The organism is Streptomyces sp. NBC_01217 (assembly GCF_035994185.1).
GTDB lineage: Bacteria > Actinomycetota > Actinomycetes > Streptomycetales > Streptomycetaceae > Streptomyces.
Genome location: NZ_CP108538.1, coordinates 4120657 through 4147302, shown reverse-complemented (window position 1 = coordinate 4147302; position 26646 = coordinate 4120657). Strand labels below are relative to the sequence as shown.

19 protein-coding genes and 1 tRNA gene are annotated in these 26646 nt (G+C 70.6%); 18 read left to right on the top strand and 2 right to left on the bottom strand.

What is annotated here, in order from left to right:
- Positions 1-121 precede the first annotated feature (121 nt).
- Positions 122-961, bottom strand: coding sequence for an HAD family hydrolase (locus tag OG507_RS18175; RefSeq protein ID WP_327368241.1), 840 nt, complete (start codon positions 959-961; stop codon positions 122-124).
- 503 nt (positions 962-1464) lie between these two features.
- Between OG507_RS18175 and ssd the strand changes: the two genes are divergently transcribed.
- From ssd to OG507_RS18140, 7 genes are read left to right on the top strand one after another with little or no spacing between them, the layout of a single operon-like run.
- Positions 1465-2592 carry a septum site-determining protein Ssd gene (gene ssd / locus OG507_RS18170; protein ID WP_442810996.1) on the top strand — a complete coding sequence of 376 codons (1128 nt, stop codon included), beginning with the start codon at positions 1465-1467 and terminating at the stop codon, positions 2590-2592.
- Positions 2589-3737, top strand: coding sequence for a TadA family conjugal transfer-associated ATPase (locus OG507_RS18165; protein WP_327368240.1), 1149 nt, complete (start codon positions 2589-2591; stop codon positions 3735-3737). The genes ssd and OG507_RS18165 overlap by 4 nt, the downstream gene beginning before the upstream one ends.
- Positions 3734-4624, top strand: coding sequence for a type II secretion system F family protein (locus tag OG507_RS18160; protein WP_442810995.1), 891 nt, complete (start codon positions 3734-3736; stop codon positions 4622-4624). Before OG507_RS18165 ends, OG507_RS18160 begins: the two co-directional genes overlap by 4 nt.
- Positions 4621-5415 (top strand): type II secretion system F family protein, encoded by a 795-nt coding sequence (locus OG507_RS18155; protein ID WP_327368239.1) that lies wholly within the window; start codon positions 4621-4623, stop codon positions 5413-5415. The genes OG507_RS18160 and OG507_RS18155 overlap by 4 nt, the downstream gene beginning before the upstream one ends.
- 58 nt (positions 5416-5473) lie before the next feature.
- Positions 5474-5674, top strand: a complete 201-nt coding sequence (locus OG507_RS18150; protein WP_327368238.1) for a DUF4244 domain-containing protein — start codon at positions 5474-5476, stop codon at positions 5672-5674.
- Complete coding sequence (locus OG507_RS18145) at positions 5661-6065, top strand: TadE family type IV pilus minor pilin (protein WP_327368237.1); 405 nt, start codon at positions 5661-5663, stop codon at positions 6063-6065. The genes OG507_RS18150 and OG507_RS18145 overlap by 14 nt, the downstream gene beginning before the upstream one ends.
- Positions 6062-6586: an Rv3654c family TadE-like protein gene (locus OG507_RS18140; RefSeq protein WP_327368236.1), complete on the top strand. Its 525-nt coding sequence runs from the start codon at positions 6062-6064 to the stop codon at positions 6584-6586. Before OG507_RS18145 ends, OG507_RS18140 begins: the two co-directional genes overlap by 4 nt.
- On the opposite strand, the gene OG507_RS18135 is transcribed toward OG507_RS18140, so the two are convergent.
- Complete coding sequence (locus OG507_RS18135; RefSeq protein WP_327368235.1) at positions 6468-9005, bottom strand: DEAD/DEAH box helicase; 2538 nt, start codon at positions 9003-9005, stop codon at positions 6468-6470. The two genes, OG507_RS18140 and OG507_RS18135, sit on opposite strands and share 119 nt — an antisense overlap.
- A 78-nt stretch (positions 9006-9083) precedes the next feature.
- Here OG507_RS18135 and OG507_RS18130 point away from each other — a divergent pair, with 78 nt between their 5' ends.
- The 11 genes from OG507_RS18130 to OG507_RS18080 all read left to right on the top strand — a co-directional run bounded on the left by OG507_RS18130 (position 9084) and on the right by OG507_RS18080 (position 26040).
- A complete protein-coding gene (locus tag OG507_RS18130; RefSeq protein ID WP_003967428.1) occupies positions 9084-9437 on the top strand; it encodes an STAS domain-containing protein in 354 nt (117 codons plus the stop codon).
- Between the two features lie 348 nt (positions 9438-9785).
- A complete protein-coding gene (locus OG507_RS18125) occupies positions 9786-10274 on the top strand; it encodes an ATP-binding protein (RefSeq protein ID WP_327368234.1) in 489 nt (162 codons plus the stop codon).
- A 296-nt stretch (positions 10275-10570) separates the two neighbouring features.
- Complete coding sequence (locus tag OG507_RS18120) at positions 10571-13012, top strand: sodium-translocating pyrophosphatase (RefSeq protein ID WP_327368233.1); 2442 nt, start codon at positions 10571-10573, stop codon at positions 13010-13012.
- A 350-nt stretch (positions 13013-13362) separates the two neighbouring features.
- Complete coding sequence (locus OG507_RS18115) at positions 13363-13980, top strand: small secreted protein (RefSeq protein ID WP_327368232.1); 618 nt, start codon at positions 13363-13365, stop codon at positions 13978-13980.
- Positions 13981-14080: 100 nt separating this feature from the next.
- On the top strand, positions 14081-15595 hold the full coding sequence (locus OG507_RS18110) for a class I SAM-dependent methyltransferase (protein ID WP_327368231.1): 1515 nt from the start codon (positions 14081-14083) through the stop codon (positions 15593-15595).
- 407 nt (positions 15596-16002) lie between these two features.
- Entirely contained in the window at positions 16003-16200 is a 198-nt protein-coding gene (locus tag OG507_RS18105) for a hypothetical protein (RefSeq protein ID WP_327368230.1), read from the top strand.
- Positions 16201-16583: 383 nt separating this feature from the next.
- The gene (gene topA, locus OG507_RS18100; RefSeq protein ID WP_327368229.1) at positions 16584-19439 is read left to right on the top strand and encodes a type I DNA topoisomerase; all 2856 of its coding nucleotides are present in this window, start codon (positions 16584-16586) and stop codon (positions 19437-19439) included.
- A gap of 235 nt (positions 19440-19674) precedes the next feature.
- On the top strand, positions 19675-22803 hold the full coding sequence (gene tmk, locus OG507_RS18095) for a dTMP kinase (RefSeq protein WP_327368228.1): 3129 nt from the start codon (positions 19675-19677) through the stop codon (positions 22801-22803).
- Positions 22804-22988: 185 nt separating this feature from the next.
- Entirely contained in the window at positions 22989-24194 is a 1206-nt protein-coding gene (locus tag OG507_RS18090; RefSeq protein ID WP_327368227.1) for a DNA polymerase III subunit delta', read from the top strand.
- 126 nt (positions 24195-24320) lie between these two features.
- Complete coding sequence (locus OG507_RS18085; RefSeq protein WP_327368226.1) at positions 24321-25847, top strand: alpha/beta hydrolase; 1527 nt, start codon at positions 24321-24323, stop codon at positions 25845-25847.
- Between the two features lie 119 nt (positions 25848-25966).
- Positions 25967-26040, top strand: a tRNA-Thr gene (locus tag OG507_RS18080).
- Positions 26041-26646 lie beyond the last annotated feature (606 nt).

Here is a 26646-nt window from a genome sequence, read left to right as displayed (position 1 = left end):
AGTCCTTTCTACTCCAGAGCAGGGGTGAGCGGTAGTGCTGGCCACACTTCTTTACTTTTAGGTTCAATTACGGGCGAGTTGGACACCTCGCCCGTGCGGGTCGAGCGGGGTTCGTCCCGCATCAGGCGGAGGTCGTGATGGCGCGGCGGCGGGAGGTGTACCAGGCGAGTCCCGCCGTGACGGCGGCTGCGCCAAGTGCGGCCGCCGCGACCAGGGCCGGGCGTGCCGGCATCGAGAACGTGGGCAGTCGCTGCTTGAGCCGGACCGGTCGGTCGAAGACGAGAATCGGCCACTCGCGGAGGGTCGCCTCGCGCCGCAGGGCGCGGTCCGGATTGACCGCGTGCGGGTGTCCGACCGACTCCAGCATCGGTACATCGGTCGCGGAATCGCTGTAGGCGTAGCAGCGTGAGAGGTCGTACCCCTCCGACACCGCGAGCGCTCTGATCGCCTCGGCCTTGGTCGGTCCGTACGCGTAGTAATCCACCTCACCAGTGAAGCAGCCGTCGTCGCCGACGACCAATCGGGTGGCGACGACGCGATCGGCGCCGAGGAGCTCACCGATCGGTTCGACGACCTCTGCGCCCGAGGTCGAGACGATCACCACATCGCGTCCGGCGGTGTGATGCTCCTCGATGAGCGTCGCCGCCTCGTCGTAGATGATCGGGTCGATCAGATCGTGCAGGGTCTCGGCGACGATTTCCTTCACCTGCTGGACGTTCCAGCCCTTGCAGAGCGCGGAGAGGTATTCACGCATCCGCTCCATCTGGTCGTGATCTGCACCCCCGGCAAGGAACACGAACTGTGCGTACGCAGTGCGCAGTACGGCGCGGCGGTTGATCAGTCCGCCATGGTAGAAGGACTTGCTGAAGGTCAGCGTCGAAGACTTCGCAATGACCGTCTTGTCCAGGTCAAAGAAGGCTGCTGTGCGCGGCAAGAAGCGGTTTTCCACAAGGCAGAGCATAGGGGCCCACCATTCGGCGTAAACTCGGCCGCGTGGGTTTGCCTGAGAAGGCTCTCGGGTACACCATGGAAGTCACGGATCGTTCGCGACCGTGCTAACCCGGTCCGGCTCCTCCCCCCCCCGAGTCGGCCGTGGGGACGACCCCCGCTCTCCCCCCCCGGCGGGGGTCGTCGCATGTCCGGATGTGTTTCTTCCGTTCGGAACAAAGCAATCTGCCTCCATCGCGGCCCTCGTCGGCCGGCTTCTCGTGCGGTCTCTCCTCATCTTGACTCGTCACGGTGTGTAGCGGAAGTGCTGCTCTCCGGAAGTCGTCTGTATGAGTGACAGAGATATTCACAACGGTGGAGGTGTCCACAGTTTTTGAGCAAGATCCACACGATTTTCCGAAGCGCTGCACGGTGATTCCAGCCGCGAAGTCCGCGGGTTGCGGAATCGCCGATCTCGGAACGCGCCGAGATCACCGCGAACCGCGATGAAGGTGCAGTGAGAAGGGGGCGGAGATCGTGGCTGAATCCATCGCACGGGATCGTCTGCCGGCTGTCGAAGTGCGACGGGGCGGACCGCTGATCGTGACCGAGGATGTGGAACTCCTCGACGATCTGCTGCGGCTGTGCGCTGCCGCCGGAGCGGAACCAGAAGTTCATCACTCGCTGCCCGAGCGCAGAGGCAGCTGGGAGCAGGCCCCGATGGTTCTCGTGGGGGACGATGCCGCCCAGCGGTGCCGCGGAGCGGTACGCAGGCGCGGCGTGATGCTCGTCGGCCGCGACCAGGACGCCCCGGATGTCTGGCGCCGCGCTGTGGAGATCGGGGCCGAATATGTGCTGAGGCTTCCCGACTCGGAGGGCTGGCTCGTCGACCAGATCGCCAATGCGGCGGAAGGTGTGGGACGGCCGGCACTCACCGTCGGGGTGATCGGCGGACGGGGTGGCTCCGGCGCATCCACCCTGGCCTGCGCCCTCGCAGTGACCGCGGCCAGGGCTGGACGGCGGACCATGCTGATCGACGGCGACCCGCTCGGCGGGGGCATCGACGTGCTGCTCGGTGGCGAACGGGCCGAGGGAATGAGGTGGCCGGATTTCGCCCATTCCAAAGGGCGGGTCGGCGGAGGCGCGCTGGAGGAGTCGCTGCCCGCACTGCACGGGCTGCGGGTGCTCAGCTGGGGCCGGGACGACTGGGTGGCCATCCCGCCGCAGGCCATGCGGGCCGTGCTGGCCGCTGCGCGCAGGCTCGGCGGGGTGGTGGTCGTCGATCTGCCGCGCCGGGTCGATGAGTCGGTGGCCGAGGCACTCGCACAGCTGGATCTCGGGCTGTTGGTGGTCCCCGGGGAGCTTCGCGCAGTCGCGGCGGCGAAGCGGGTGGCGTCGATGGCCCAGATGGTTCTGGACGACCTGCGGGTGGTGGCCCGCGGCCCGTATGCGGCGGGTCTCGACGAGCAGTGGGTGGCGCAGGCGCTCGGGCTGCCGCTCGCCGGTGAACTCCCGCTCGACGCAGGGTTGCTGGCTGCCCAGGAGGCCGACGCGCCGCCCGGCGGCAGTGCGCGCGCTCCACTGGCGAGGTTCTGCACGGCGTTCTGGGAGCGGGCGCTCGCCTCGCAGGGCGTGGGTGGACGCGCCGTAGGAGGTGCGTCATGACCGAGACGCTGCTCGACGCCGTACGGCAGCGGCTGGCGCAGAGCGGTGCGGCGCCGACCCCGGCCGGGGTCGCGGCAGCCCTTCGGGCCCAGGGGCGGCTGCTCGGCGATGCCGAAGTGCTCGGTGCGGCCGATGAGTTGCGCGGCGAGTTGGTCGGGACCGGGGTGCTGGAACCGCTGCTCGCCGACCCGGCGGTGACGGATGTGCTGGTCTGCGCGCCGGACCGGGTGTGGGTGGACCGGGGCTGCGGGCTCGAACTCACCGGGGTGACCTTTCCGGACGCTGCCGCGGTACGAAGGCTGGCGCAGCGACTGGCCGCCGTGGCGGGGCGGCGGCTGGACGACGCCCGGCCCTGGGTGGATGCGCGGCTGCCGGACGGCACCCGTATGCATGCGGTGCTGCCGCCGGTGTCCGTCGGGTCGACGTGCCTGTCGCTGCGGGTGGTGCGCCCCAGGGCCTTCTCGCTGGCGGAGCTGGTCGCGGCGGGGACCGTGCCGCCGGGCGGTGACCGGGTGCTGAGGGCGTTGGTGGAGGCCCGGGTCTCGTATCTGATCAGCGGGGGGACGGGGGCCGGGAAGACGACTCTTCTGTCGAGCCTGCTGGGTGCGGTCGGGGAGCGTGAGCGGATCGTGCTCGCCGAGGACTCGGCGGAGTTGAGGCCGGACCACCCTCACGTGGTGCGCCTTGAGTCGCGCCCCGCCAACCAGGAAGGGGCGGGGCGGGTGTCCCTTCGGGACCTGGTGCGGCAGGCGCTGCGGATGCGGCCCGACCGGCTGGTGGTCGGGGAGGTGCGGGGCGCCGAGGTCACCGAACTGCTGGCCGCGCTCAACACCGGCCACGAGGGCGGCTGCGGGACGGTTCACGCCAATGCTGCCGAGCACGTCCCGGCCCGTCTTGAGGCGCTGGGGACGGCTGCGGGACTGGACCGGACGGCGCTTCACAGCCAGTTGGCGGCGGCACTGTCGGTGGTGGTCCATCTCGTACGGGACCGGTCGGGGCAGCGGCGGATCGCCGAGGTGCAGGTCCTGGAGCGGGATGCGGCCGGGCTGGTGGTGACCGTGCCGGCGCTGCGCTGGGGTGCCGGCGGATTCGTGCAGGAGCGGGGCTGGGAGCGGCTGCGTTCGCTGATCGGGGGTGCGCTGTGAGCGGCGGCGCGGCGGTGGGGCTGCCGGCGAGTGCGAGCTGCGCGGCGGCCTTGTGCCTCGGGGTGGCGGCCTGGCTGGTGGTGGCGCGGGACCAGGGGCGGCGGAGAGCACGGGTGTTGTTCGTCGATGGGGTGGTGGAGTCGCCGCTGCGCAAGCGCTGGGAGCGGATTCGGACATGGCTTCAGGAGCTGTCGCGGGAGCGGCGTGAGTGGCTCGCTCTGCCGGTGGCGCTGGCTGTCGCCGGGCTTGGGGAGTCCGTGCTGCCGGTGCTGGCGGGGGTGGTGGCGGTGCCGCTGGTGCGACGGTGGCTGCGGAGACGAGCCCTGAGGAAGGAGCGGGAAAGCCGGGCCGATGGGGTGGTGGCGCTGTGTGCTGCCGTCGTGGGGGAGCTGCGGGCCGGGCGCGAACCGGGGCAGGCGCTGCTCGTAGCTGTCCGCGAGGCCGGGGTGACCGGGGTGATGGGAGCGGCGGAGGCAGGTGTGTCCGCCGCGGCGCGGTTCGGCGGCGATGTGCCGGGGGCGCTCGGGCAGGCGGCACGGGAGCCGGGTCTGGACGGGCTTGCCGGGATGGCTGCCTGCTGGCGGGTGACGGCGGACGGCGGAGCCGGTCTCGCGGCGGGCCTGGACCGCCTGGAGGGAGCGCTGCGGGCCGAGCGGCGCAGACGGGAGGAGTTACGGGCCCAACTGGCGGGTGCCTGGTCGACGGTGGCCGTGCTGGCGCTGCTGCCGGTGCTGGGCCTGGGGCTGGGGGCGGCGCTCGGAGCCGATCCGCTGAGGGTGCTCCTGCACACGCCGGCCGGGCTGGTCTGTCTGGCGGCGGGCGGGTTGCTGGAGGCAGCCGGGCTCTGCTGGGCGGGCCGAATCGTACGGGCGGGGGAGACGGCATGAACGGGGCCATGGGCGAGGTCGTCCACCAGGCGGTGGTGGTGTGGGCGGTTCTGGGCGCGCTCGCGTATCCGGCCCTTGCACTGGCGGGACGGCGACGGAGGCGGGCGGTGCGCCGTCGGGGTGCGGTGCTGCTGGCCATCGGTCCGGACAGGCCTCGGCGTGCGCGGCCGGCACCCGGAGCCCGGGTGAAGGAATGGATCGCGCCGCTGGGCGCTGGGGCGACGGGCGTGGTCCTGGTCGGCGGCCTGCTGGGGTTCGCGGCCGGGCTGGCGGGTGCGTACGGCGCCTGGCGGTGGCAGCGGGCCCGCAGTAGTGGCGATCCGGGGGCCGATGTTGTGGAGGCGGCGGAGTTCGTACGCCAACTTCCGTTGGCGGCGGATCTCTTGGCGGCCTGCGTCTCTGCCGGAGCCGGGCCGCGTGAGGCGGCGGAGGCGGTGGGGGAGTCGCTGGGCGGACCTGTCGGCGCGCGTCTGGCACGGACGGCCGCGGAGATCCGGCTCGGTGGTGAACCTGCGGTGGCCTGGGGGCGGTTCGGGGAGATACCGGGCGCCGGTGCGCTGTCCCGTTGCCTGGACCGTGCGGGATCGACCGGGGCTCCGGCGGCGGAGGCGGTGGCTCGACTGGCCGAGGCGATGCGGGCGGAGCGGGCGAGCGCGGCCGTGGCCCGCGCCCAGCGGGCGGGCGTGCTGATCACCGCACCGGTCGGGCTCTGCTTTCTGCCCGCATTCCTGGCGGTCGGGGTGGCGCCGGTGGTGATCGGCCTGGCGACAGGTCTGCTGCACACCGGATGACTGAAAAGTAATAGTAAGTATCTATTCGATATGAATTGCATATTTCGTGGGGGTTGAAATGAGGCAGCGAATCAGGGGCTGGGTGCGGAGCATGGTGCGCCGAATCCGGTCGGACGACGGAATGACGACATCCGAATATGCGGTGGGGACGATCGCGGCCTGTGCGTTCGCGGCGGTGCTCTACAAGGTGGTCACCAGTCAGCCGGTCATGTCCGCGTTGCAGTCTCTGCTCAAGGGCGCGCTCGATGCGAAGTTCTAGGAGCGGCTCCGGGGCATGGGCCCCGGGCCGCTCCGGGAGCGCGGGCGGGGACCGAGGCGCGGTGACGGCGGAGGCGGCCATGGCGATTCCCGTGCTGGTGGTGTTCGCCCTGGCGCTCGTCTGGGCGCTGATGGCCGCCTCCGCCCAGATCCGGTGCGTGGACGCGGCCAGGGCCGGGGCGAGGGCGGCCGCCCGCTCGGAACCGGAGGCTCTGGTGCTGGACGCCACCCGTTCGGCGGCACCCGGTGGGGCCGAAGTCGTGATGGAGCGGGCCGGGGAGTTGTGGCGGGTACGGGTGGCGGCGCCGATGCCCGGACTCGGGCCGCTGGCCCTGACGCTCCACGCCGAGGCGGCGGCACTGGCCGAGGACACGGTGGGGGTGGCGTCATGACCGGGACGGGAGTGGGAGAGGACGGGGGAGGGGGCGCTCAGAAGGCCGTCCTCGGGTGGCTGCGCGCGTGCGGGGACCGCGCCCGGAACCGAGGCGGGGCCCCGGACCGGGACAGGGGGCTGGCGACGGTGTGGGTGGCGATGACCACGGCCACGCTGTGTGCGGTGTTCGCAGTCGTGCTGGCGCTCGGGCAGGTGGTGGTCGCCCGGCACCGGGCCGGTGGCGCGGCGGATCTGGCGGCCCTGGCCGCGGCCGACCGGGCCCTGCGAGGTCCCGGGGAGGCGTGCGGGGCGGCCGAGGAGGTGGCCGCGGCGCAGGGGGCGGTGGTGGTGCGGTGCACCGTGCGCGGGGAGATCGCCGATGTGACGGCCCGGGTGGGCTTCGGGCCGTACGAACCGGCGGTCAGGTCCCGGGCCGGCCCTCAGGAAGCTGCTCCCGGCTCTCCGGGGCCGTCGCCTCCGACGGTTCAGGAGGGCTCGGCTTCCCGGGGTCCGGCGGGGCGGATCGCAGGAGTTCGTTGAGGAGGCGTACGGCGCCGCGTTTGTGCAGCGGATCGTTGCCATTGCCGCACTTGGGGGACTGGATGCAGGACGGGCAGCCCGCCTCGCACTCGCACGAGGCAATGGCTTCGCGGGTCGCGGTCAGCCATGTACGAGCGGTGTGGAAGGCCCGCTCGGCGAATCCGGCACCGCCCGGATGACCGTCGTACACGAAGACCGTGGGCAACAGGGTGTCCGGGTGCAAGGGCACGGAGACGCCGCCGATGTCCCACCGGTCGCAGGTGGCGAAGAGCGGCAGCATCCCGATCGACGCATGCTCCGCGGCGTGCAGGGCGCCGCCCAGGATCTCCGGATTGATGCGGGCGGCGTCGAGCTGGTCCTGTGTGACCGTCCACCACACGGCTCGCGTGCGCAGAGTGCGGGGCGGCAGGTCCAGCTTGGTCTCGCCGAGAACCTCGCCGGTGATCAGTTTGCGACGCAGGAAGGAGACGACCTGGTTGGTGACTTCCACGGAGCCGTAGCAGAGCCGCCCGTCGCCCCACGGGATCTCGGTGTCGGTCTCCAGGACGGCGATGGCGGTGGTGTCGCGTGCGGTCGTCGAGTACGGCGGGTTGGCCTCCTCGACCAGGGCGACCGAGTCCTCCAGGTCCAGCTTCCGGACCAGATAGGTGCGGCCCTGGTGGAGGTGGACGGCGCCTTCGTGGACGGCGGTGTGCGCGGCCGATTCGTCGACGGTGCCCAGCAGCCGGCCGGTGCCCTCCTCGACGATCTGGACGGGGCGGCCGCCCTCGCCCCGGATGTCGGTGAGATCGGCAGCGCGCTCCCGGCGGGTCCAGTGCCAGCCCGATGCCCGCTTGCGCAGCAGCTTCGCGGCCTCCAGCTGCGGCAGCAGCTCGGCCACGGCGGGACCGAAGAGCTCCAGGTCCGGTTCGGTGAGCGGGAGCTCCGCAGCGGCGGCACACAGGTGCGGGGCGAGGACGTAGGGGTTGTCCGGGTCGAGGACGGTCGACTCCACGGGCTGCTGGAACAGCGCCTCGGGATGGTGGACGAGGAAGGTGTCCAGCGGGTCGTCGCGGGCCACCAGGACGGCCAGGGCGCCCTGGCCGGAGCGTCCGGCGCGGCCCGCCTGCTGCCACAGCGACGCCCTGGTGCCGGGATAGCCCGCGATGACGACGGCGTCCAGGCCGGAGACGTCGATGCCGAGTTCGAGGGCGGTGGTGGCGGCCAGGCCGAGAAGCCGGCCGGAGTGCAGGGCGCGTTCCAGGGCGCGGCGCTCCTCGGGGAGATAGCCCCCGCGGTAGGCGGCGACCCGGGCGGGCAGGGAGCGGTCGACCTCGGCAAGGCGCTCCTTGGCGATGACGGAGATCAGTTCGGCGCCGCGCCGGGAGCGTACGAAGGCGACCGAGCGGACGCCCTGGACGGTCAGATCGGTGAGGAGGTCGGCGGTCTCGGCGGTGGCGGTGCGGCGGACGGGGGCGCCCTTCTCGCCGTGCAGCTCGGTCAGCGGCGGTTCCCACAGGGCGAAGACCATTTCGCCGCGGGGCGAGGCGTCGTCGGCGACCTCCACGACCGGGAGACCGGTGAGGCGGCCCGCCGCGACGGAGGGCTCCGCCGCAGTGGCCGAGGCGAGGAGGAAGACCGGATTCGCTCCGTAGCGGGCGCACAGGCGGCGCAGTCGGCGCACCACCTGGGCGACGTGGGAGCCGAAGACACCCCGGTAGGTGTGGCACTCGTCGATGACGACGAAGCGCAGGGCGCGCAGGAAGGAGGACCAGCGGGGGTGGGACGGAAGTATCCCGCGATGCAGCATGTCGGGGTTGGTCAGGACGTAGTTGGCGTACTGGCGCACCCACTCGCGCTCCTCGACCGGGGTGTCGCCGTCGTAGACCGCGGGCCTGATGGCCGTGCCGAGCGGTGCCGCGAGTTCCTTCACCGCACGTCTCTGATCGGCGGCCAGGGCCTTGGTGGGGGCGAGATACAGGGCGGTCGCGCCACGGCCGTTCGGCGCCTCGGAGCCGTCGAGCAGGGCGGTGAGCAGCGGGGCGAGATAGGCGAGCGACTTGCCGGACGCCGTGCCGGTGGCGATGACCACGGATTCGCCGTCCAGGGCATGCTCGGCGGCGGCCGCCTGGTGCGTCCACGGGTGGTCGATCCCGGCCTTCTGGATCGCCGCGATCACTTCTGGCCGGATGCGATCGGGCCAGATGGCATGGGTTCCCGTACGCGGGGGCAAGTGCTCCGTATGAGTGATGCGCGTGGACCGGCCCGCCACTGCGGCGAGCCGGTCGAGGATCATGGCGGGAGAGGGGCGCGAGTCCCTGTTCCCGGGTGGTCGACTGGGGCGGTGATTCTTGGCCATCGGCACCGAGTGTGTCACTGGCGTGACGGACAATGGTCCCAAGGCGTCGTGCATGGCTGCTGGTAAGTGATTGAATGCCATCGCGGCTGGCGATCCGTCCCCTGGCTCCGTCGGGGAGACCGAGGGGCGACCGCTCGATAGCAAGGTGCTGGAGGATCCGTGGACCTGTCCTTGTCGACTCGCAATGTGTCCGGCCCTGGTGGCGACCGTACGGTCGTCGAGGTCGGTGGCGAGATTGATGTGTATACCGCGCCCAAGCTGCGCGAGCAGTTGGTCGAGTTGGTGAATGACGGCAGCTACCACCTGGTTGTCGACATGGAAGGCGTCGACTTCCTCGACTCCACCGGCCTCGGCGTGCTCGTGGGTGGCCTGAAGCGTGTCCGGGCCCATGAGGGCTCGTTGCGCCTGGTCTGCAACCAGGAGCGAATTCTCAAGATTTTCCGGATCACCGGCCTGACCAAGGTGTTCCCGATTCACACCACGGTCGACGAGGCGGTTGCGGCCACCGACTGACGGCCGGTTCGCAGTCGGCCGACGTGTGGTCGGCGCACCGGTGGCCATGACCGGCGGCCGGTGCGACGCAGGCGGTCCGACCGCCGGTTGCCGTAGTCGGGCAGTCGGTGGGTCGGGCAGTCAGTGCTCCGATCGCCGGGGTAGCCGGTCGGTCGCCGTCAGGCGGCCGTTCGGCGGTCTGCTGCTTCCCGGCCGGTCGGCGGACGCCTTTGCCGGTTTTGGAAGAAGACTGGACGAAGTCCGGACGACGAATCGGAAGCCGACCGGAGTAGACCGGAAGAAGAGCAGGGTGCCGGGCAGCCCGCCCGGACCCCTGGGATGCACGCCCGTACGTCTGAGGGGGATCGCATGGCCACCGTTGAACTCCGCTTCAGCGCCCAGCCCGAACACGTCAGGACGGCCCGCCTCGTGGCAGCCGCCGTGGCGCGCCGGGCCGGGGTCGATGAAGCCGTGCTCGACGAGGTCAGACTCGCCGTCGGTGAAGCCTGCAGCCGCGCGGTCGGGCTGCACCGCAGCCACGGCATCACCGCGCCCGTCTCCGTCATCCTGACCGAGGAGGAGAAGTCCTTCTCCATCGAGGTCGGCGACGAGGTGCCCGGACCGGGCGCCGAACCCGCCCCCGGCGGAAGCGAAGCAGCCGGAGCCTCCGCGACACGCGGCGCCACGCCCGGCGTGGGGTTCGATGGACCGGATTCCGAGACCGATGCCGACGGCGAGGACGAGATGGGTCTCGCGGTCATCAGCGGGCTCGTCGATGATATGGAAGTCAGATCGGGAGCCCATGGCGAAGTGATCCGCATGAGCTGGCCGAAGACGCCCGTGACAGTGCTTCCCTGAGGCGCCGCAGGGGTTCCGGCGGGTTAGGCCGTCCCGATCCCGCTGGATCCCTCCCTCGTGCCATTTCTTGATCCGACTTTTGAGGCCCTGCTGAGCAGGGCCTTTTTCATTTCTGTGTGATCAATGATCTATAGAAAATGTGTCTGCCCCATTACTGCATTCGGGTCGATCGGTGACCGCGATCTTTTGCCGATCCGCGTGCCAAGGTCAATTACATTTTGCCGCGCACTGTTTTGATCAGCTTCCGCTCCCTACAATCCGTCCACGTCTTGAGCGCTGAGCGTCAAGGAGGACGTATGGCGGAGTTCTTCAACACCCCACTGGCAGGACTGACGCAAGATTCCGCACTTTCCACACCTTCCGGCCGGTCCGCATCTCTCGCGGCCGCGGTACTCACCGATGACAATCGCGTCATCGTGATCGTTGTCGCGGTCGTCGCCGTCGCCGCACTGGTCGTCGCCCGGCTGCTGGTCCGTCAGGTGCTGGCGGCCGGCGAGGGAACCGACCGCATGAAGGAGATCGCGGCCGCCGTGCAGGAAGGCGCGAATGCCTATCTGGCCCGGCAGTTGCGCACCGTCGGCATCTTTGCCGTCGTGGTCTTCTTCCTGCTTCTGCTGCTTCCGGCCGACAACTGGTCGCAGCGCGCGGGCCGTTCGTTGTTCTTCCTGGTGGGTGCGCTTTTCTCGGCGGCCACCGGATACATCGGGATGCGGCTCGCCGTACGCAGTAATGTCCGTGTGGCTGCTGCTGCGCGTGAGGCGACTCCCGCGCCTGGCGAACCCGAAAAAGATCTCACCGCTGTTTCGCACAAGGCGATGAAGATCGCTTTTCGTACCGGTGGAGTGGTCGGCATGATCACCGTCGGCCTCGGGCTGCTCGGCGCTTCCTGTGTCGTCCTCGTCTACGCCGCGGACGCGCCGAAGGTGCTGGAGGGCTTCGGTCTCGGTGCCGCACTGATCGCCATGTTCATGAGGGTCGGTGGCGGCATCTTCACCAAGGCCGCCGACGTCGGTGCCGACCTCGTCGGCAAGGTGGAGCAGGGCATTCCGGAGGACGACCCGCGCAACGCCGCCACCATCGCCGACAACGTGGGCGACAACGTGGGCGACTGCGCGGGCATGGCGGCCGACCTCTTCGAGTCGTATGCCGTGACGCTCGTCGCCGCGCTCATCCTCGGCAAGGCCGCCTTCGGCGACTCCGGGCTGGCCTTCCCGCTGATCGTCCCGGCGATCGGCGTGGTCACCGCGATGATCGGGATCTTCGCGGTCGCCCCGCGGCGCGCCGACCGCAGCGGAATGACCGCCATCAACCGCGGATTCTTCATCTCCGCAGTGATCTCGCTCGTTCTGGTGGCGGTGGCGGTCTTCGTCTATCTGCCGTCCTCGTACGCGGAACTGGACGGTGTCACCGACGGCGCCATCACCTCGCACGACGGTGACCCACGGGTCTTCGCCCTGGTCGCCGTCGCCATCGGCATCGTGCTGGCCGCCCTGATCCAACAGCTGACCGGCTACTTCACAGAAACCAACAGGCGTCCCGTCAGGGACATCGGCAAGTCCTCGCTGACCGGCCCGGCCACCGTCGTGCTCGCCGGTATCTCCATCGGTCTGGAGTCCGCCGTCTACACGGCGCTGCTGATCGGCCTCGGCGTCTACGGGGCGTTCCTGCTCGGCGGTACGTCGATCATGCTGGCGCTCTTCGCGGTGGCCCTGGCCGGGACCGGGCTGCTCACCACCGTCGGGGTCATCGTGGCCATGGACACCTTCGGCCCGGTCTCCGACAACGCGCAGGGCATCGCGGAGATGTCCGGCGACGTCACGGGCGCCGGTGCCCAGGTCCTCACCGACCTGGACGCCGTCGGCAACACCACCAAGGCCATCACCAAGGGCATCGCCATCGCCACCGCCGTCCTGGCGGCGTCGGCGCTCTTCGGCTCGTACCGCGACGCGATCGCCACGGCGGTCGACAACGTGGGGGCCAAGGCCGGGGGGATGACACTCAGTCTGGACATCTCACAGCCCAACAACTTGGTGGGCCTGATCCTCGGTGCCGCGGTCGTCTTCCTCTTCTCCGGCCTGGCGATCAACGCGGTGTCCCGGTCCGCCGGATCCGTGGTCTACGAGGTGCGGCGGCAGTTCCGCGAGCATCCCGGGATCATGGACTACAGCGAGAAGCCGGAGTACGGGCGCGTCGTCGACATCTGCACCAAGGACGCCCTGCGCGAGCTCGCCACGCCCGGCCTGCTCGCCGTCCTGGCGCCGATCGCCGTCGGGTTCACGCTCGGCGTCGGCGCGCTCGGCTCGTACCTCGCGGGCGCCATCGGCACCGGCACCCTGATGGCGGTCTTCCTCGCCAACTCCGGTGGTGCGTGGGACAACGCCAAGAAACTCGTCGAGGACGGCCATTACGGCGGCAAGGGCAGCGAGGCCCATGCCGCGACCGTCATCGGTGACACGGTCGGCGATCCGTTCAAGGACACGGCGGGACCGGCGATCAACCCCTTGCTCAAGGTGATGAACCTGGTCGCGCTGCTCATCGCCCCGGCGGTGGTGCAGTTCAGTTACGGGCAGGACGCGAGCGCCGGAGTGCGGGCGGTGGTGGCGGTGTTCGCCATCGTCGTCATCATCGGCGCGGTCTACGTCTCCAAGCGGCGCGGGATCGCCGTGGGGGACGAGGAGGACCCCGCGGACGGTGACGGGGGACCCGCAAAGTCGGCTGACCCGGCGGCCGTTTCGTGAAGTGGCTCCGGGGAGCGGGGGGCGGCGCATAGCCGGTCTCGGCTCAACGACCGGGCGGGCGACGCACTCTGATGCGTCGCCCGCCTTGTTGTCCGCTTGTTGTCCGCCGGTCGGAGATCCTGCCGATGTGGTTGTCGGCGCGCGTGTCCGTTCACCTGTCCGTGCACCCGTTCGTGCGCTTGCTCGTGCAGGTGTTCCCACCCCTGAGGGCCGTGCGGGTGAGTTGTATCTCCCTCATTTCCCTTGGTGCAAATGGCTGCAAAAGGCCACTCATCGGACGTTCGGCACCCGGATGGGGGGCGCTCGGCGTGTAAGTTCCGGGGCCGAGAGTCTTGGAAGGGACCGATCCGGTGAACAAGAAGCTTGGTACCGCGCTGTCCGGCGGCGCGGTACTGGTACTGACCCTGTCGGGCTGCAGCAGCGACGACAACAGCGACAAGGTGAACGCCTGGGCCAAGACGGTCTGCGACCAGGTCCAGCCCCAACTGCAGAAGATCGCGAATGCCAACGCCGCCATCCAGCAGCAGACCGCGGACAACAGCAAGCCCGCCGATGTCCAGAAGACCGACTCGGCCGCCTTCCAGCAGATCTCGCAGGCGTACAAGGCACTGGGCACGGCTGTCGATTCAGCCGGCCCGCCGCCGGTCGACGGTGGCGAGACCACGCAGAAGGAGGCCGTGAAGGAGCTCAACGCCTCCTCCGTGGCCTACGCGAACCTGCAGAAGAAGGTCGACGCCCTCAACACGAAGGACCAGGCGAAGTTCGCCGACGGTCTCAAGGGCATCGCGGACGAGCTCAACAAGATCAGCACCAGTGGTGACGACGCGCTGAAGAAGCTCCAGTCCGGCGAGGTCGGCGCCGCGATGGCCAAGCAGAAGGGCTGCCAGAAGCCGACGGCCTCGGTGCCGCCGAACACCAGTGCCTCGAAGACGGCCTCCCCGGCCGCCTTGCCCAGCAAGACGTCGTGACCGGGCGGCTGTAGCGGAGCAGCGGTTGTACGGACGGTCCGGCGGCCCCTGCAGGTGCCGGACCGCTGCCGTTGTCAGTGGGAGCGGCCACAATGGGTGGGTGAGTACGACCAGTCTTCCCGCGCCCGACCGTTCGCCCCTACTCCGCGAAGCCCTGCTCGCCGCCGCCTTCACCGCCGACGGACTCCTCGACCTGCTCGGTGCGCCCGCCTACGCCGCGCTCGCCCGCAGCGAGACGGTTCCGGCGCTGCGCGCCACCCGGGGCGACTCGCCGCTCGAAATACTGGTGCGGCTCTTTCTGCTCCAGCACCCCGTCCCGTACGAGCGGGCCCGCGCCGCGCTCCCGCTGGCCGAGTGCGTCGAGGACGGCTGGGTGACCCGCATCGGCGACGAAGTGCGGGCCACCGTCGACGTACGGCCGTACAGCGGCCCCGACGGGCAGGACTGGTACATCGTCTCCGACCTGGGCTGCGCGGTCGGCGGTGCGGGCGGCATCGGTTCGCACGAGGAGGGCGTGGTCCTCGGCGTCGGCGGGGCGTCCACCACGCTCGCCGGCATCACCGTCCGTACGCCTGTCGCCTCCGCGCTCGATGTCGGTACGGGCTCCGGCATCCAGGCGCTGCACGCCTCGCAGCACGCCACCCGGGTCACGGCCACCGACCTCAACCCGCGGGCGCTGGACTTCACCCGGCTGACCCTCGCCCTGTCCGGCGCCGCCCCGGCCGAGCTGCGCCAGGGGTCGCTGTACGAGCCGGTCGGCACCGAGACGTACGACCTGATCGTCTCCAACCCGCCGTTCGTCATCTCGCCCGGCGCCCGCCTCACCTACCGCGACGGCGGGATGGGCGGCGACGACCTGTGCCGGACCCTGGTGCAGCAGACGGGCGACCGGCTCAACGAGGGCGGATACGCCCACTTCCTCGCCAACTGGCAGCACATCGAGGGCGAGGAGTGGCAGAACAGGCTCGGTTCCTGGGTGCCGCACGGCTGCGACGCCTGGATCGTGCAGCGCGAGGTCCAGGACGTCACGCAGTACGCAGAGCTGTGGCTGCGCGACAGCGGCGACCACCGTGCGGACCCCGCTGAGTACGCCGCGCGGTACGACGCCTGGCTGGACGAGTTCGAGGCCCGCAAGACCAAGGGTGTCGGCTTCGGCTGGATCACCCTGCGCAAGTCCGCCGCGGCTGCCGCCGGGAACGCGTCCGTCGTGATCGAGGAGTGGCCGCATGCGGTGGAGCAGCCGCTCGGACCGGCCGTCCAGGCCCACTTCGCCCGTCAGGACTACCTCCGTGAACAGGACGACGCGGCGCTCCTGGCCGGGCACTTCACCCTCGCCGCCGAGGTCGTGCAGGAGCAGGTCGGACTGCCGGGCGCGGAGGACCCCGAACACGTGGTGCTCCGTCAGAACCGCGGCATGCGGCGTGCGACGAAGGTCGACGCCGTCGGCGCAGGCTTCGCGGGCGTGTGCGACGGGACGCTGCCCGCGGGCCGGATCCTGGACGCGATCGCCCAGTTGATGAACGAGGACCCGGTGCTGCTGCGCGACCGCACCCCGCAGGCGATCCGGTTGCTGGTGGAGGAGGGCTTCCTGGAGCCGGTGCCGTCGGCGCGCTGATGGCGTCGTTCGGATCCCGGGGAGCGGGGGCGGTGCGCCTCCGGGCTGCCCCTGCGCCTGCCACTGCCCGCCACGGCCCACGCCACCGTGGCCGTCTCCGTGGCCGGGATTCGTTCCGGTTCGGGTGCGTTGCCGCCGTATGCCGGTCCGCCGTATGTAAGGAACGGGCCCGCCAACAGCGTCTTCACGCTTGCTGCCGATGGCCCGGTGACGGTCCGTCGCGGAGGGTGCGGATTCCGGTTGGTCCACGGCCCGGTTCTGCCCCCGGGGCCTCGGTCCCGAGCATCCGGGTTGCGTGAATCCTTCCATTCACCCGGGGTTCGCGTACGAGACGCCCTGGGGTGGCAGCCTCCTCCTGACCGGATGGCACGGGCCCCGGCCGAGCAGGGACAGGGAGGCGTACGGACATGGAGAGCGGACCTGCGGTCTTCGCCGGGACGGCGTTCGCGCTGTTCGGTGTCGCGCTGCTGCTGTGGACGGGGGCGCGCTTGCTGCACCGCGCGCCGGTCGCGCACGGTGTGAGCCCCGTCGCCTCCGCCACTCTCGCCACTGTGTTCGGCGTACTTTTTCTCGTCCTCGGCGTGTGGTGCTTCACTCGCATCTGATCCACTCCCCGCCGGACCGCACCGCACCGGGCCGGGAGCCGGCAGGGCGCACAGGGCAGCGGCGCGGGGATGCCGGACAGTGGCGCGGTTGCGTCGGACGGTGACGGGGAACACGCCCGGACCGTCCGCATCTCACCACCCGTACCCGCAGCGCTGCTACAGCACCCAGAAACCCGCAGGCAGCGGCCGTGCGCTCGGCGGACCGGACAGTCCGGGCGGCAGGAATGGCGGAAGTCGGGTTACCGTTCGAGTGGCCGTTGCGGGCTTTTGCCGTTTGACACGGGGGCGGGTTGTACCGTCACACTCCGCAGCGACAGCACCGTAGGCAGCGTCATCGCGCTGCCCGGATGCCCACTGAGTGTCGACCGGAGAGAAGAGCGAAGTTGTCCCCGACCAGCGAGACCGCACAGGGCGGCCGCCGACTCGTCATCGTCGAGTCGCCTGCCAAGGCGAAGACGATCAAGGGCTACCTCGGCCCCGGATACGTCGTCGAGGCGAGCGTCGGGCACATCCGCGACCTGCCGAACGGCGCCGCAGAGGTCCCGGACGAGTACACCGGCGAGGTCCGCCGGCTCGGCGTCGACGTCGAGCATGACTTCCAGCCCGTCTACGTCGTCAACGCGGACAAGAAGGCCCAGGTCAGGAAGCTCAAGCAGCTGCTGGCCGAGTCCGACGAACTCTTCCTCGCCACCGATGAGGACCGCGAGGGCGAAGCCATCGCTTGGCACCTGCAGGAAGTCCTGAAGCCCAAGGTCCCGGTCCACCGGATGGTCTTCCACGAGATCACCAAGGACGCGATCCGGGAGGCGGTGGCCAACCCGCGCGAGCTCAATCAGCGCATGGTCGACGCCCAGGAGACCCGCCGCATCCTCGACCGCCTCTACGGCTACGAGGTCTCGCCGGTCCTGTGGAAGAAGGTCATGCCGCGCCTGTCGGCCGGCCGTGTCCAGTCCGTGGCGACCCGTCTCGTCGTCGAGCGGGAGCGCGAGCGCATCGCCTTCCGTTCCGCCGAGTACTGGGACCTGACCGGTACCTTCGCCACCGGTCGCACCGGTGACGCCTCCGACCCCTCGACCCTCGCCGCCCGCCTCAGCGCGGTCGACGGCCGCCGCATCGCCCAGGGCCGCGACTTCGGTCCGGACGGACAGCTGAAGTCCGCCTCCGGGCAGCTGCTGCACCTGGACGAGACGAACGCCCGGGCCCTGGCCGCCGCTCTCGCCGACTCGTCGTTCGCCGTACGGTCCGTCGAGTCGAAGCCGTACCGCCGCTCCCCGTACGCCCCGTTCCGTACGACGACCCTCCAGCAGGAGGCGAGCCGGAAGCTGGGCTTCGGGGCCAAGGCCACCATGCAGGTCGCGCAGAAGCTGTACGAGAACGGCTTCATCACCTATATGCGTACCGACTCCACGACCCTCTCCGACACCGCGATCTCCGCGGCAAGGGCGCAGGTCACGCAGCTGTACGGCGCCGACTACCTGCCGGACAAGCCGCGCACGTACGCCGGGAAGGTCAAGAACGCGCAGGAGGCGCACGAGGCGATCCGCCCCTCCGGCGACCGCTTCCGCACCCCGGCCGAGACCGGCCTCACCGGCGACCAGTTCCGGCTCTACGAGCTGATCTGGAAGCGGACCGTCGCCTCCCAGATGAAGGACGCGGTCGGCAACTCCGTCACCGTGAAGATCGGCGGCCGGGCGAGCGACGGCCGGGACGCCGAGTTCTCCGCGTCCGGCAAGACGATCACCTTCCACGGCTTCATGAAGGCCTACGTCGAAGGCGCCGACGACCCGAACGCCGAGCTCGACGACCGTGAGCGGCGCCTCCCGCAGGTCGCCGAGGGCGACGCGCTGTCCGCCGAGGAGATCTCGGTCGACGGTCACGCGACCAAGCCGCCGGCCCGCTACACCGAGGCCTCGCTGGTCAAGGAGCTCGAAGAGCGCGAGATCGGCCGCCCGTCGACGTACGCCTCGATCATCGGCACGATCCTGGACCGCGGCTACGTCTTCAAGAAGGGCACGGCGCTCGTCCCGTCGTTCCTCTCCTTCGCCGTGGTCAACCTGCTGGAGAAGCACTTCGGCCGGCTCGTCGACTACGACTTCACCGCGCGGATGGAGGACGACCTCGACCGCATCGCGCGGGGCGAGGCCCAGTCCGTGCCGTGGCTGAGGCGTTTCTACTTCGGTGAGGGCGACGACACCGTCAGCGGGTCGGCCTCCGCCGCGGGCAACGGTGACGGCGACCACCTCGGCGGTCTCAAGGAGCTCGTCACCGACCTCGGCGCGATCGACGCCCGGGAGATCTCCTCCTTCCCCGTCGGCAACGACATCAAGCTCCGCGTCGGGCGGTACGGCCCGTACATCGAGCGCGGTGAGAAGGACGCCGAGGGCCACCAGCGCGCGGACGTCCCGGAGGAGCTGGCACCCGACGAGCTGTCCGTCGAGTACGCGGAGGAGCTGCTGGCCAAGCCGAGCGGTGACTACGAGCTCGGCGCGGACCCGGTGTCCGGGAACCAGATCATCGCGAAGGACGGCCGGTACGGCCCGTACGTCACCGAGGTGCTGCCCGAGGGCACCCCGAAGACCGGCAAGAACGCGGTGAAGCCGCGGACCGCGTCGCTCTTCAAGTCGATGTCGCTGGACACGGTGACACTGGCGGACGCGCTCAGGCTGATGTCGCTGCCGCGGGTCGTCGGTGAGGACGCCGAGGGTGTCGAGATCACCGCGCAGAACGGCCGTTACGGCCCGTACCTGAAGAAGGGCACGGACTCGCGTTCGCTGACCTCCGAGGACCAGCTCTTCGACATCACGCTCGAAGAGGCGCTCGCGATCTACGCCCAGCCGAAGCAGCGCGGGCGGGCCGCCGCGAAGCCGCCGCTGAAGGAGCTGGGCACGGACCCGGTGAGCGGGGCTCCGGTCGTGGTCAAGGACGGGCGCTTCGGCGCGTACGTCACCGACGGCGAGACGAATGCGACGCTGCGCACCGGCGACAGCGTCGAGGACATCACGCCGGAGCGGGGCTACGAGCTGCTCGCGGAGAAGCGCGCCAAGGGGCCCGCCAAGAAGACGGCGAAGAAGGCTCCGGCGAAGAAGGCGGCGACCGCGAAGAAGACGGCCGCGAAGAAGACGACGGCCGCCAAGAAGACTGCGGCGAAGAAGACGACTACCGCGAAGAAGGCGGTTGCGGCGAAGAAGACGACGACTGCGGCGGCGAAGAAGTCGGCTGCGGCGTCTGTGGAGGACTGACGGTACGGCTGGTCTGTGGCGGGGCGGTGGGTGCGGGGCGGTGGTGCGGTTGGGCGGCGCCTGCGGCGGGCCTCGTCCCCTGCCCGCCCATTCCCGTAACCGGGGGCTCTGCCCCCGGACCCCCGCTCCTCAAACGCCGGAGGGGCTGAGGATTTCGCCGGGGCCGGGGTGTTTCGGGTGGCCATATGTTCGGGCGGGGCCCCGGGGACCCTGTTGCTCCGGATAGGCTGGGCGGATGACGCGAGCCGAGCAGCCAACGGTCGTGAGCCCCACCTCCGACACACTTGCCGCAGACTCACGCGAGCGCGCCGTACGAGCCCTGTTGCGTGTTCCTCCGCTGAAGCGGTTGTGGAGCGCCCAGCTCGTCGGCGGTATCGGCGATGCACTCGCCCTTCTCGTGCTGGTGCTGATGTCGCTGCAAGCGGCGGTCCTTGAGGGCTCATTCGGAGCCGGGTACCGAGGGGCGGCGTTTGCCGTCGCCGCGGTGTTCGGTGCCCGGATCCTTGCCACCCTGCTCTTCGGAGCCGTACTTCTGGGGCCGCTGACGACGCTCACCGCGCCGGGAGGACCGCTGGACCGGCGGTGGCTGATGATCGGGACGGACGGGCTGCGGCTCGCACTGCTGGTCGTCGCACCGCTGTGGATCGACTGGATGCCCGACAAGGCGCTCATGATGATCCTCATCACCGTCTTCGTCATCGGCGCGGCCGAACGCCTGTGGACGGTCGCCAAGGACGGCGCCGCCCCCGCGCTGCTGCCCGGCCCGCCCCCCGGGGGCGCCGCGGTACGTCCGCTGCCCGACCACCTGGACGCGCTGCGCCGGCTCTCCATCCGCACCGACTTCGCCGCCATTCCGGCCGCCGCTGCGGTGCTGCTGATCGCCACGCTGGTCGGCAACCTCCTGGGCTCGGGCCTGGAATGGTTCTCGTTCCACCAGGCGGCCCTCGGCTCGTATGTCGCGGCCGGGCTCTTCTCGGCCTCGATCTCCACGCTGTACTTCCTGGAACTGCCCGGTACGCAGACGCCTCGCCCGCGCTCTCCGCTGGAGGGCCTGCGCCGGCCGTCGACCGGCAGCGGCCGCGACAAGGGCCGTACCGGATCCGTACCACTGATCGTCGGCGCCTCGGCCGCGGTCGCCGGAGCCATTGCCGCCGCCGCAGCCGTCTCCGTACTGCACGCCATCGACCTGGGCGGCGGGCCCGCCACCTTCGCCCTGCTGATCCTCGGCCTGACCGGTGCCACGGCTGTCGGCATCCGTACGGCAGGGAAGGTGCTGCCCGCGCTGTCGCGGCGCCGGCTGCTCGCGCTGGCCATCGCCGTCACGGGTATCGCGCTCCTCGCCATGGGCCTCGTGCCGGACACCGCGACCGTGCTGATGATCGCGGTACTCGCCGGATACGCGGCGGGTGTCGCCGCAGGCACCGGTCACGTCCTGGTCGACCAGGAGACCGAGGATTCCCGACGGGCCAGGACGACCGAGCACCTCCAGGCCGTCGTACGGGTCCTCATCGCGCTCGGTGCGCTCGCGGGCCCGCTGCTGGCCGCCGCGATCGGCAAGCACCGGCTCGTCTCCGGTGACTTCGTCTTCGCGCACGGGGGAGCGGCCTTCGCGCTGATGCTGATCGGCGCGTTGCTGCTGCCGGTCGCCGTGATCGTCCTCGCGAAGACGGACGACCGTTCCGGAGTGCCGCTGCGCCGCGATCTGCGTGAGGCGCTGCGCGGCGGCGACCCGGCCGTCGCCCCCGCCGCGACCGGATTCTTCCTCGCCCTGGAGGGCGGCGACGGCGCCGGCAAGTCCACCCAGGTCGAGGCGCTGGCCGAGTGGATCCGTGCCAAGGGCCACGAGGTCGTCGTCACCCGCGAGCCGGGGGCGACCCCGGTCGGCAAGCGGCTGCGCTCGATCCTGCTCGACGTGTCCTCGGCCGGGCTCTCCAACAGGGCCGAGGCGCTGCTGTATGCCGCCGACCGTGCCGAGCACGTCGACTCGGTCGTCCGTCCGGCGCTGGAGCGCGGCGCGATCGTCATCTCCGACCGCTACATCGACTCGTCCGTCGCCTACCAGGGCGCGGGCCGTGACCTCTCCCCGACCGAGATCGCCCGGATCTCGCGGTGGGCGACGAGCGGCCTCGTACCGCATCTGACGGTGCTGCTCGATGTCGACCCGGAGACCGCGCGGGAACGGTTCACCGAGGCGCCCGACCGGCTGGAGTCCGAGCCGCCCGAGTTCCACGCCCGGGTGCGGTCCGGCTTCCTCACGCTGGCCGCGGCCGACCCGACCCGCTATCTGGTGGTGGATGCGGGCCAGGATCCGGAATCGATCACCACGGTCGTACGTCACCGGCTCGACCAGCTCCTTCCGCTCTCCGAGGCCGAGATCAAGGCCCAGGAGGAAGCGCGCAGGGCCGCCGAGGAGGAGGCCAGGCGCAAGGCCGAGGAAGAGGCGGCCCGCAAGGCCGAAGAGGAGCGGCTGGAGCGCGAGCGGCAGGAACAGCTCGCCAAGCTCCGCGCCGAGGAGGCGGAGCGGAAGCGCCTCGAAGAGGAGGAGGCGCGCCGGCGCGAGGCCGAGCGCCAGGCGGAGGAGGCCCGGCAGCGGGCCGAGGAAGCCCGTCGGCTGGCCGAGGAGGAGCAGGTCAGGCGCGAGGCCGAGGAAGCCGCCCGTGAGGCCGAGCAGGCCCGGCTGCGCAGGCTGGCCGAGGAGGAGGCCCGGCTGCGCAAGGAGGCCGAGGAGCGGCGGCTGGAGAAGCAGCGCAAGGCCGAGGAGGCTCTGCTGCGGGCAGAGGCGGCCCGTCGGCAGGCCGAGGCCGAGGCGGCTGCGGCGGCGTCCGTACCGGACAACGAGATCACGGTGCCGACACCGATCGTCAGCCCGAACGATGTGACGCAGTCGGTGCCCTCGCCGGTCACTCCGCCCGCGTCAACTTCCTCGTTCTCGTCCTCTGACGAGGCTGAGACGGCGATGATTCCGAAGATTCATGACAGGTCGGAGCGGGCCGAGCGGCCCGGTGTGGCTGGTGCCGCCGACGAGACGACGGTGCTTCCCCCGGTTCCGGGCAGGGACTCTCGGGATGTTCGGGACGCGAATCCGGCGGACCGGGTTCCGCGGGGCATCTTCCGCGACGAGCGTCCGGCGGACTACGCGCGGGAGAACGAGAACGAGCGCACGCGCGAGCTCCCGCAGGTCGGTGACCCGGATGCGGCTGCCCCGCAGCCGGGTCAGGAGCGCCGGGGCCGGCGTCCTCGTCCCGACTGGGCCGAGGAGACCCCGCTGGACGATCTGCCGACGCTCGCGGACGAGCTGCTGGGCGACCACCGTGACGACGAGGGCTCGGGTTCCTCGGGCCGGGGCCGCCGCCCGCGCCGCTGATCTGCGGATCCGGCTCTCCGTCGATCCGCGGCAGCGGCTGTGCTGCCGGGATTGTCAGACCCGTCCCCCACAATGGGAGTCGGATCGGGGAAGCCGGATCGACAAGCAGCGACATCACAGCCGCGCGGCCGTAACGCATCGGACGACAGCCGCGCGGCCGCACACCACCGGAAGGGCGGTGACCCATGACCGTATGGGACGACCTGGTCGGTCAGGACCGGGTGCAGGAGCAGCTCGGCGCCGCCGCCCGGGACGCCGATGCGCTGGTCACCGCCCACTCCGCGGGGCAGCCGGTGCCTCCGGGGTCGAAGATGACTCACGCCTGGCTGTTCACCGGGCCGCCGGGCTCCGGCCGTTCCACCGCCGCCCGGGCCTTCGCCGCCGCCCTCCAGTGCACCAGTCCCGACCGCGCCCTGGGTGGCGCCCCGGGCTGCGGCTTCTGTGACGGTTGCCACACCAGCCTCATCGGTACGCACGCCGACGTCGATGTGGTGCGTACGGATCTGCTCTCCATCGGTGTCAAGGAGACCCGTGAGCTGGTCCGCCGCGCCCAGCTCTCCCCGGCCGTCGGCCGCTGGCAGGTCATCGTCCTGGAGGACGCCGACCGGCTCACCGAAGGCGCGGGGAACGTCCTGCTGAAGGCCGTCGAGGAGCCCGCGCCGCGCACGGTGTGGCTGCTCTGCGCGCCCTCCCTCGAAGACGTGCTGCCCACCATCCGTTCCCGCTGCCGTCACCTCACGCTGCGCACGCCCCCGGTCGACGCGGTCGCCGACGTCCTGATCCGGCGTGACGGCATCGATCCGGAGCGGGCCGCGTCCGCCGCCCGGGCCACCCAGGGGCACATCGGCAGGGCCCGCCGCCTCGCCACCGACGAGAAGGCCCGATCCCGTCGAGCCGCCGTCCTCAAGCTCCCGCTGCGGGTCGAGGACATCGGGGGCTGCCTCAAGGCCGCCCAGGAGCTGATCGACACCGCCACCGATGACGCCAAGCAGGTCTCGGAGGAGGTCGACGTCAAGGAGACGGAGGAGATGAAGGCCGCGCTCGGCGCATCCGCCGGGGGGCGCATGCCGCGCGGCACGGCGGGCGTGATGAAGGAGCTGGAGGACCGGCAGAAGCGCCGCAAGACCCGCACCCAGCGCGACAGCCTCGATCTGGCGCTCACCGATCTGACCGGCTTCTACCGCGACGTACTGGCCATTCAGCTGGGCTCGCGGATCGCCATCGCCAACGGGGACGCGCAGGACGCCCTCGACCGCATCGCCCGCTCCTCCACACCCGAGCGCACCCTGCGCCGGATAGAGGCGGTGATCGCCTGCCGCCGGGCGCTGGACCGCAATGTGGCGCCGCTGCTGGCGGTGGAGGCGATGACGATGGCGCTGCGCGCGGGCTGACGCCAGCCCCCGTCACCACTGCCCCCGTCACCACCGCCACCGCTGCTCATCCCCGCCCATCGCCGCTTTTTCACCCGTACGTGCAGAGAAGCGGGCGAACCATCACGCGGCGACTACGCTCCGGGGATGGACACCAGGCGCCCGCTTCGCATTCTCGCCACCGCGCTCGGCACTGCCGGCCTTCTCATCTCCGGCTGCAGCAGCGGCAGTTCGACGAGCGCCTCGCCGTCCGCCCCGTCCGCCCCCGCCGTGCTCAAGCCGTACTACGCGCAGCAGCTGACCTGGCGGGACTGCGGTGTCCCGGGATTCCAGTGCACGACGATGAAGGCGCCCCTGGACTACGCGAAGCCCGGCGGCGGCGACATCAAGCTGGCCGTCGCCCGGGCGAAGGCCACCGGGCCGGGCAAGCGGATCGGCTCCCTCGTGGTGAATCCGGGCGGCCCCGGCGGTTCGGCCATCGGCTATCTCCAGAGCTATGCGGCCATCGGCTACCCCGCCCAGGTCCGGGCCCGTTACGACATGGTCGCCATCGACCCGCGCGGAGTGGCCCGCAGCGAGCCCGTCGAATGCCTCACGGGTCCGCAGATGGACGCCTACACCCAGGTCGACCAGACCCCGGACGACGCCGCCGAGGTCGACAGGCTGGGCAGCGCCTACAAGGAGTTCGCCGGTGGCTGCGAGCGGCGCTCCGGCAAGATCCTCCCGCATGTCTCCACCGTCGAGACCGCACGCGACATGGACATGCTGCGGTCCCTGCTCGGGGACGAGAAGTTGCACTACGTCGGGGCGTCGTACGGCACCTACCTCGGCGCGACGTACGCCGAGCTCTTCCCGGCCCGGGTCGGCCGCCTGGTCCTGGACGGCGCGATGGACCCGTCGCTCCCCGCCATCGATGTGAACCGCGATCAGACCGCGGGCTTCGAGGTCGCGTTCCGGTCCTTCGCCGCCGATTGCCTGAAGAAGGCGGACTGCCCGCTCGGCACCACCTCCACCGCCGACGCGGCCACCCGCCTGAAGCAGCTCTTCGCCGGCCTCGACGCCAGGCCGATCCCCAGCGGCGCCTCCCGCGAGCTCACCGAGTCCCTCGCCACCATGGGAGTCATCGCCGCCATGTACGACGAGTCGACCTGGTCCCAGCTCAGCGATGCCCTCACTGCTGCTCAGAAGGGAGACGGATCCGGTCTGCTCTCCCTGGCGGACGGCTACTACGAACGCGATCCGAACGGCTCGTACGCGAACCTGATGTTCGCCAACACCGCCGTGAACTGCCTGGACCTGCCGCCCGCCTTCGCCGACGCCGACGCCGCCGCCCAGGCGCTTCCCAGCTTCGAGAAGGCGTCCCCGGTCTTCGGCAGGACCTTCACCTGGGCCGCCCTGAACTGCGCCGACTGGCCGATCCACCCCACCGGCACCCCCCACCGCATCGAGGCCAGAGGCGCGGACCCGATCGTCGTGGTCGGCACCACCCGCGACCCGGCCACCCCGTACAAATGGGCCGAGTCCCTGGCCGGCCAGCTCTCCTCCGGCACCCTCCTCACCTACCGAGGCGACGGCCACACCGCGTACGGCCGCGGCAGCGACTGCATCGACACGGCGATCAACACCTACCTCCTGGAAGGCACCCCGCCGACCGACGGCAAAACGTGCTCCTGATCCCCTTCATCCCGCCCCCGACCTGCGAAAACAGACCGGATCCGGGCTGGTGCGGAGCACCCCCGGAAACTGTGTAGACTTGGCGACGCTGCTGATCGCATCATGGTGCGACAGGGCGCGCCGCCTTAGCTCAGTTGGCCAGAGCAACGCACTCGTAATGCGTAGGTCTCGGGTTCGAATCCCGAAGGCGGCTCTATGGTGAACCCCAGGTCAGGCCTCTGACCTGGGGTTTCTTGTTTCGGGTGACCTTTGAATCCGGGCAAATCGGGCGCCTGTGGTCTACGCATCGTAATGCGTAGGTCTGGGATTGGTAGCCAGTGGCCGTTTCGGTTCGCAGGGCTGTGACCTGGCTTTTTGTTCCGTTCTGCCGGTCGGTTCGGGTCTGTTGGGTTCAGTGTGGTGGCCATGTGGTGGCCAAGCGTGCAGAGATCGTGCAAACGGATCCCCAGCCGCCGTGCCCTCACAGGCGTGCTCAAGGCCGCAGGGTTGTGCCATCCGGACAATCCCACGATCAACGCGCTCCACATGGGGCACGATCGACAGCCCGCTCGTAGAGCGACTCCTGCGCCTGCAACAGTTGGCGCTCAACAGCCTCAGTCAGGTTCGGGTTGTCGATGATGGCCTCACCTCGCGTACCTCGTCGGCATCGCCACCGCAGGATTGCGGTTGGAGCCAGCAGTTGGAAATGCTCGGGAGCGTGACGTGACAGAGGGAACGCTTCGTGTTGTCGGCGACGGGTGCCGAGTTCGCGCCGTCGGTATCCACCGTGGCGGCACTGGACGTGGCAGGTCCTCGTTGG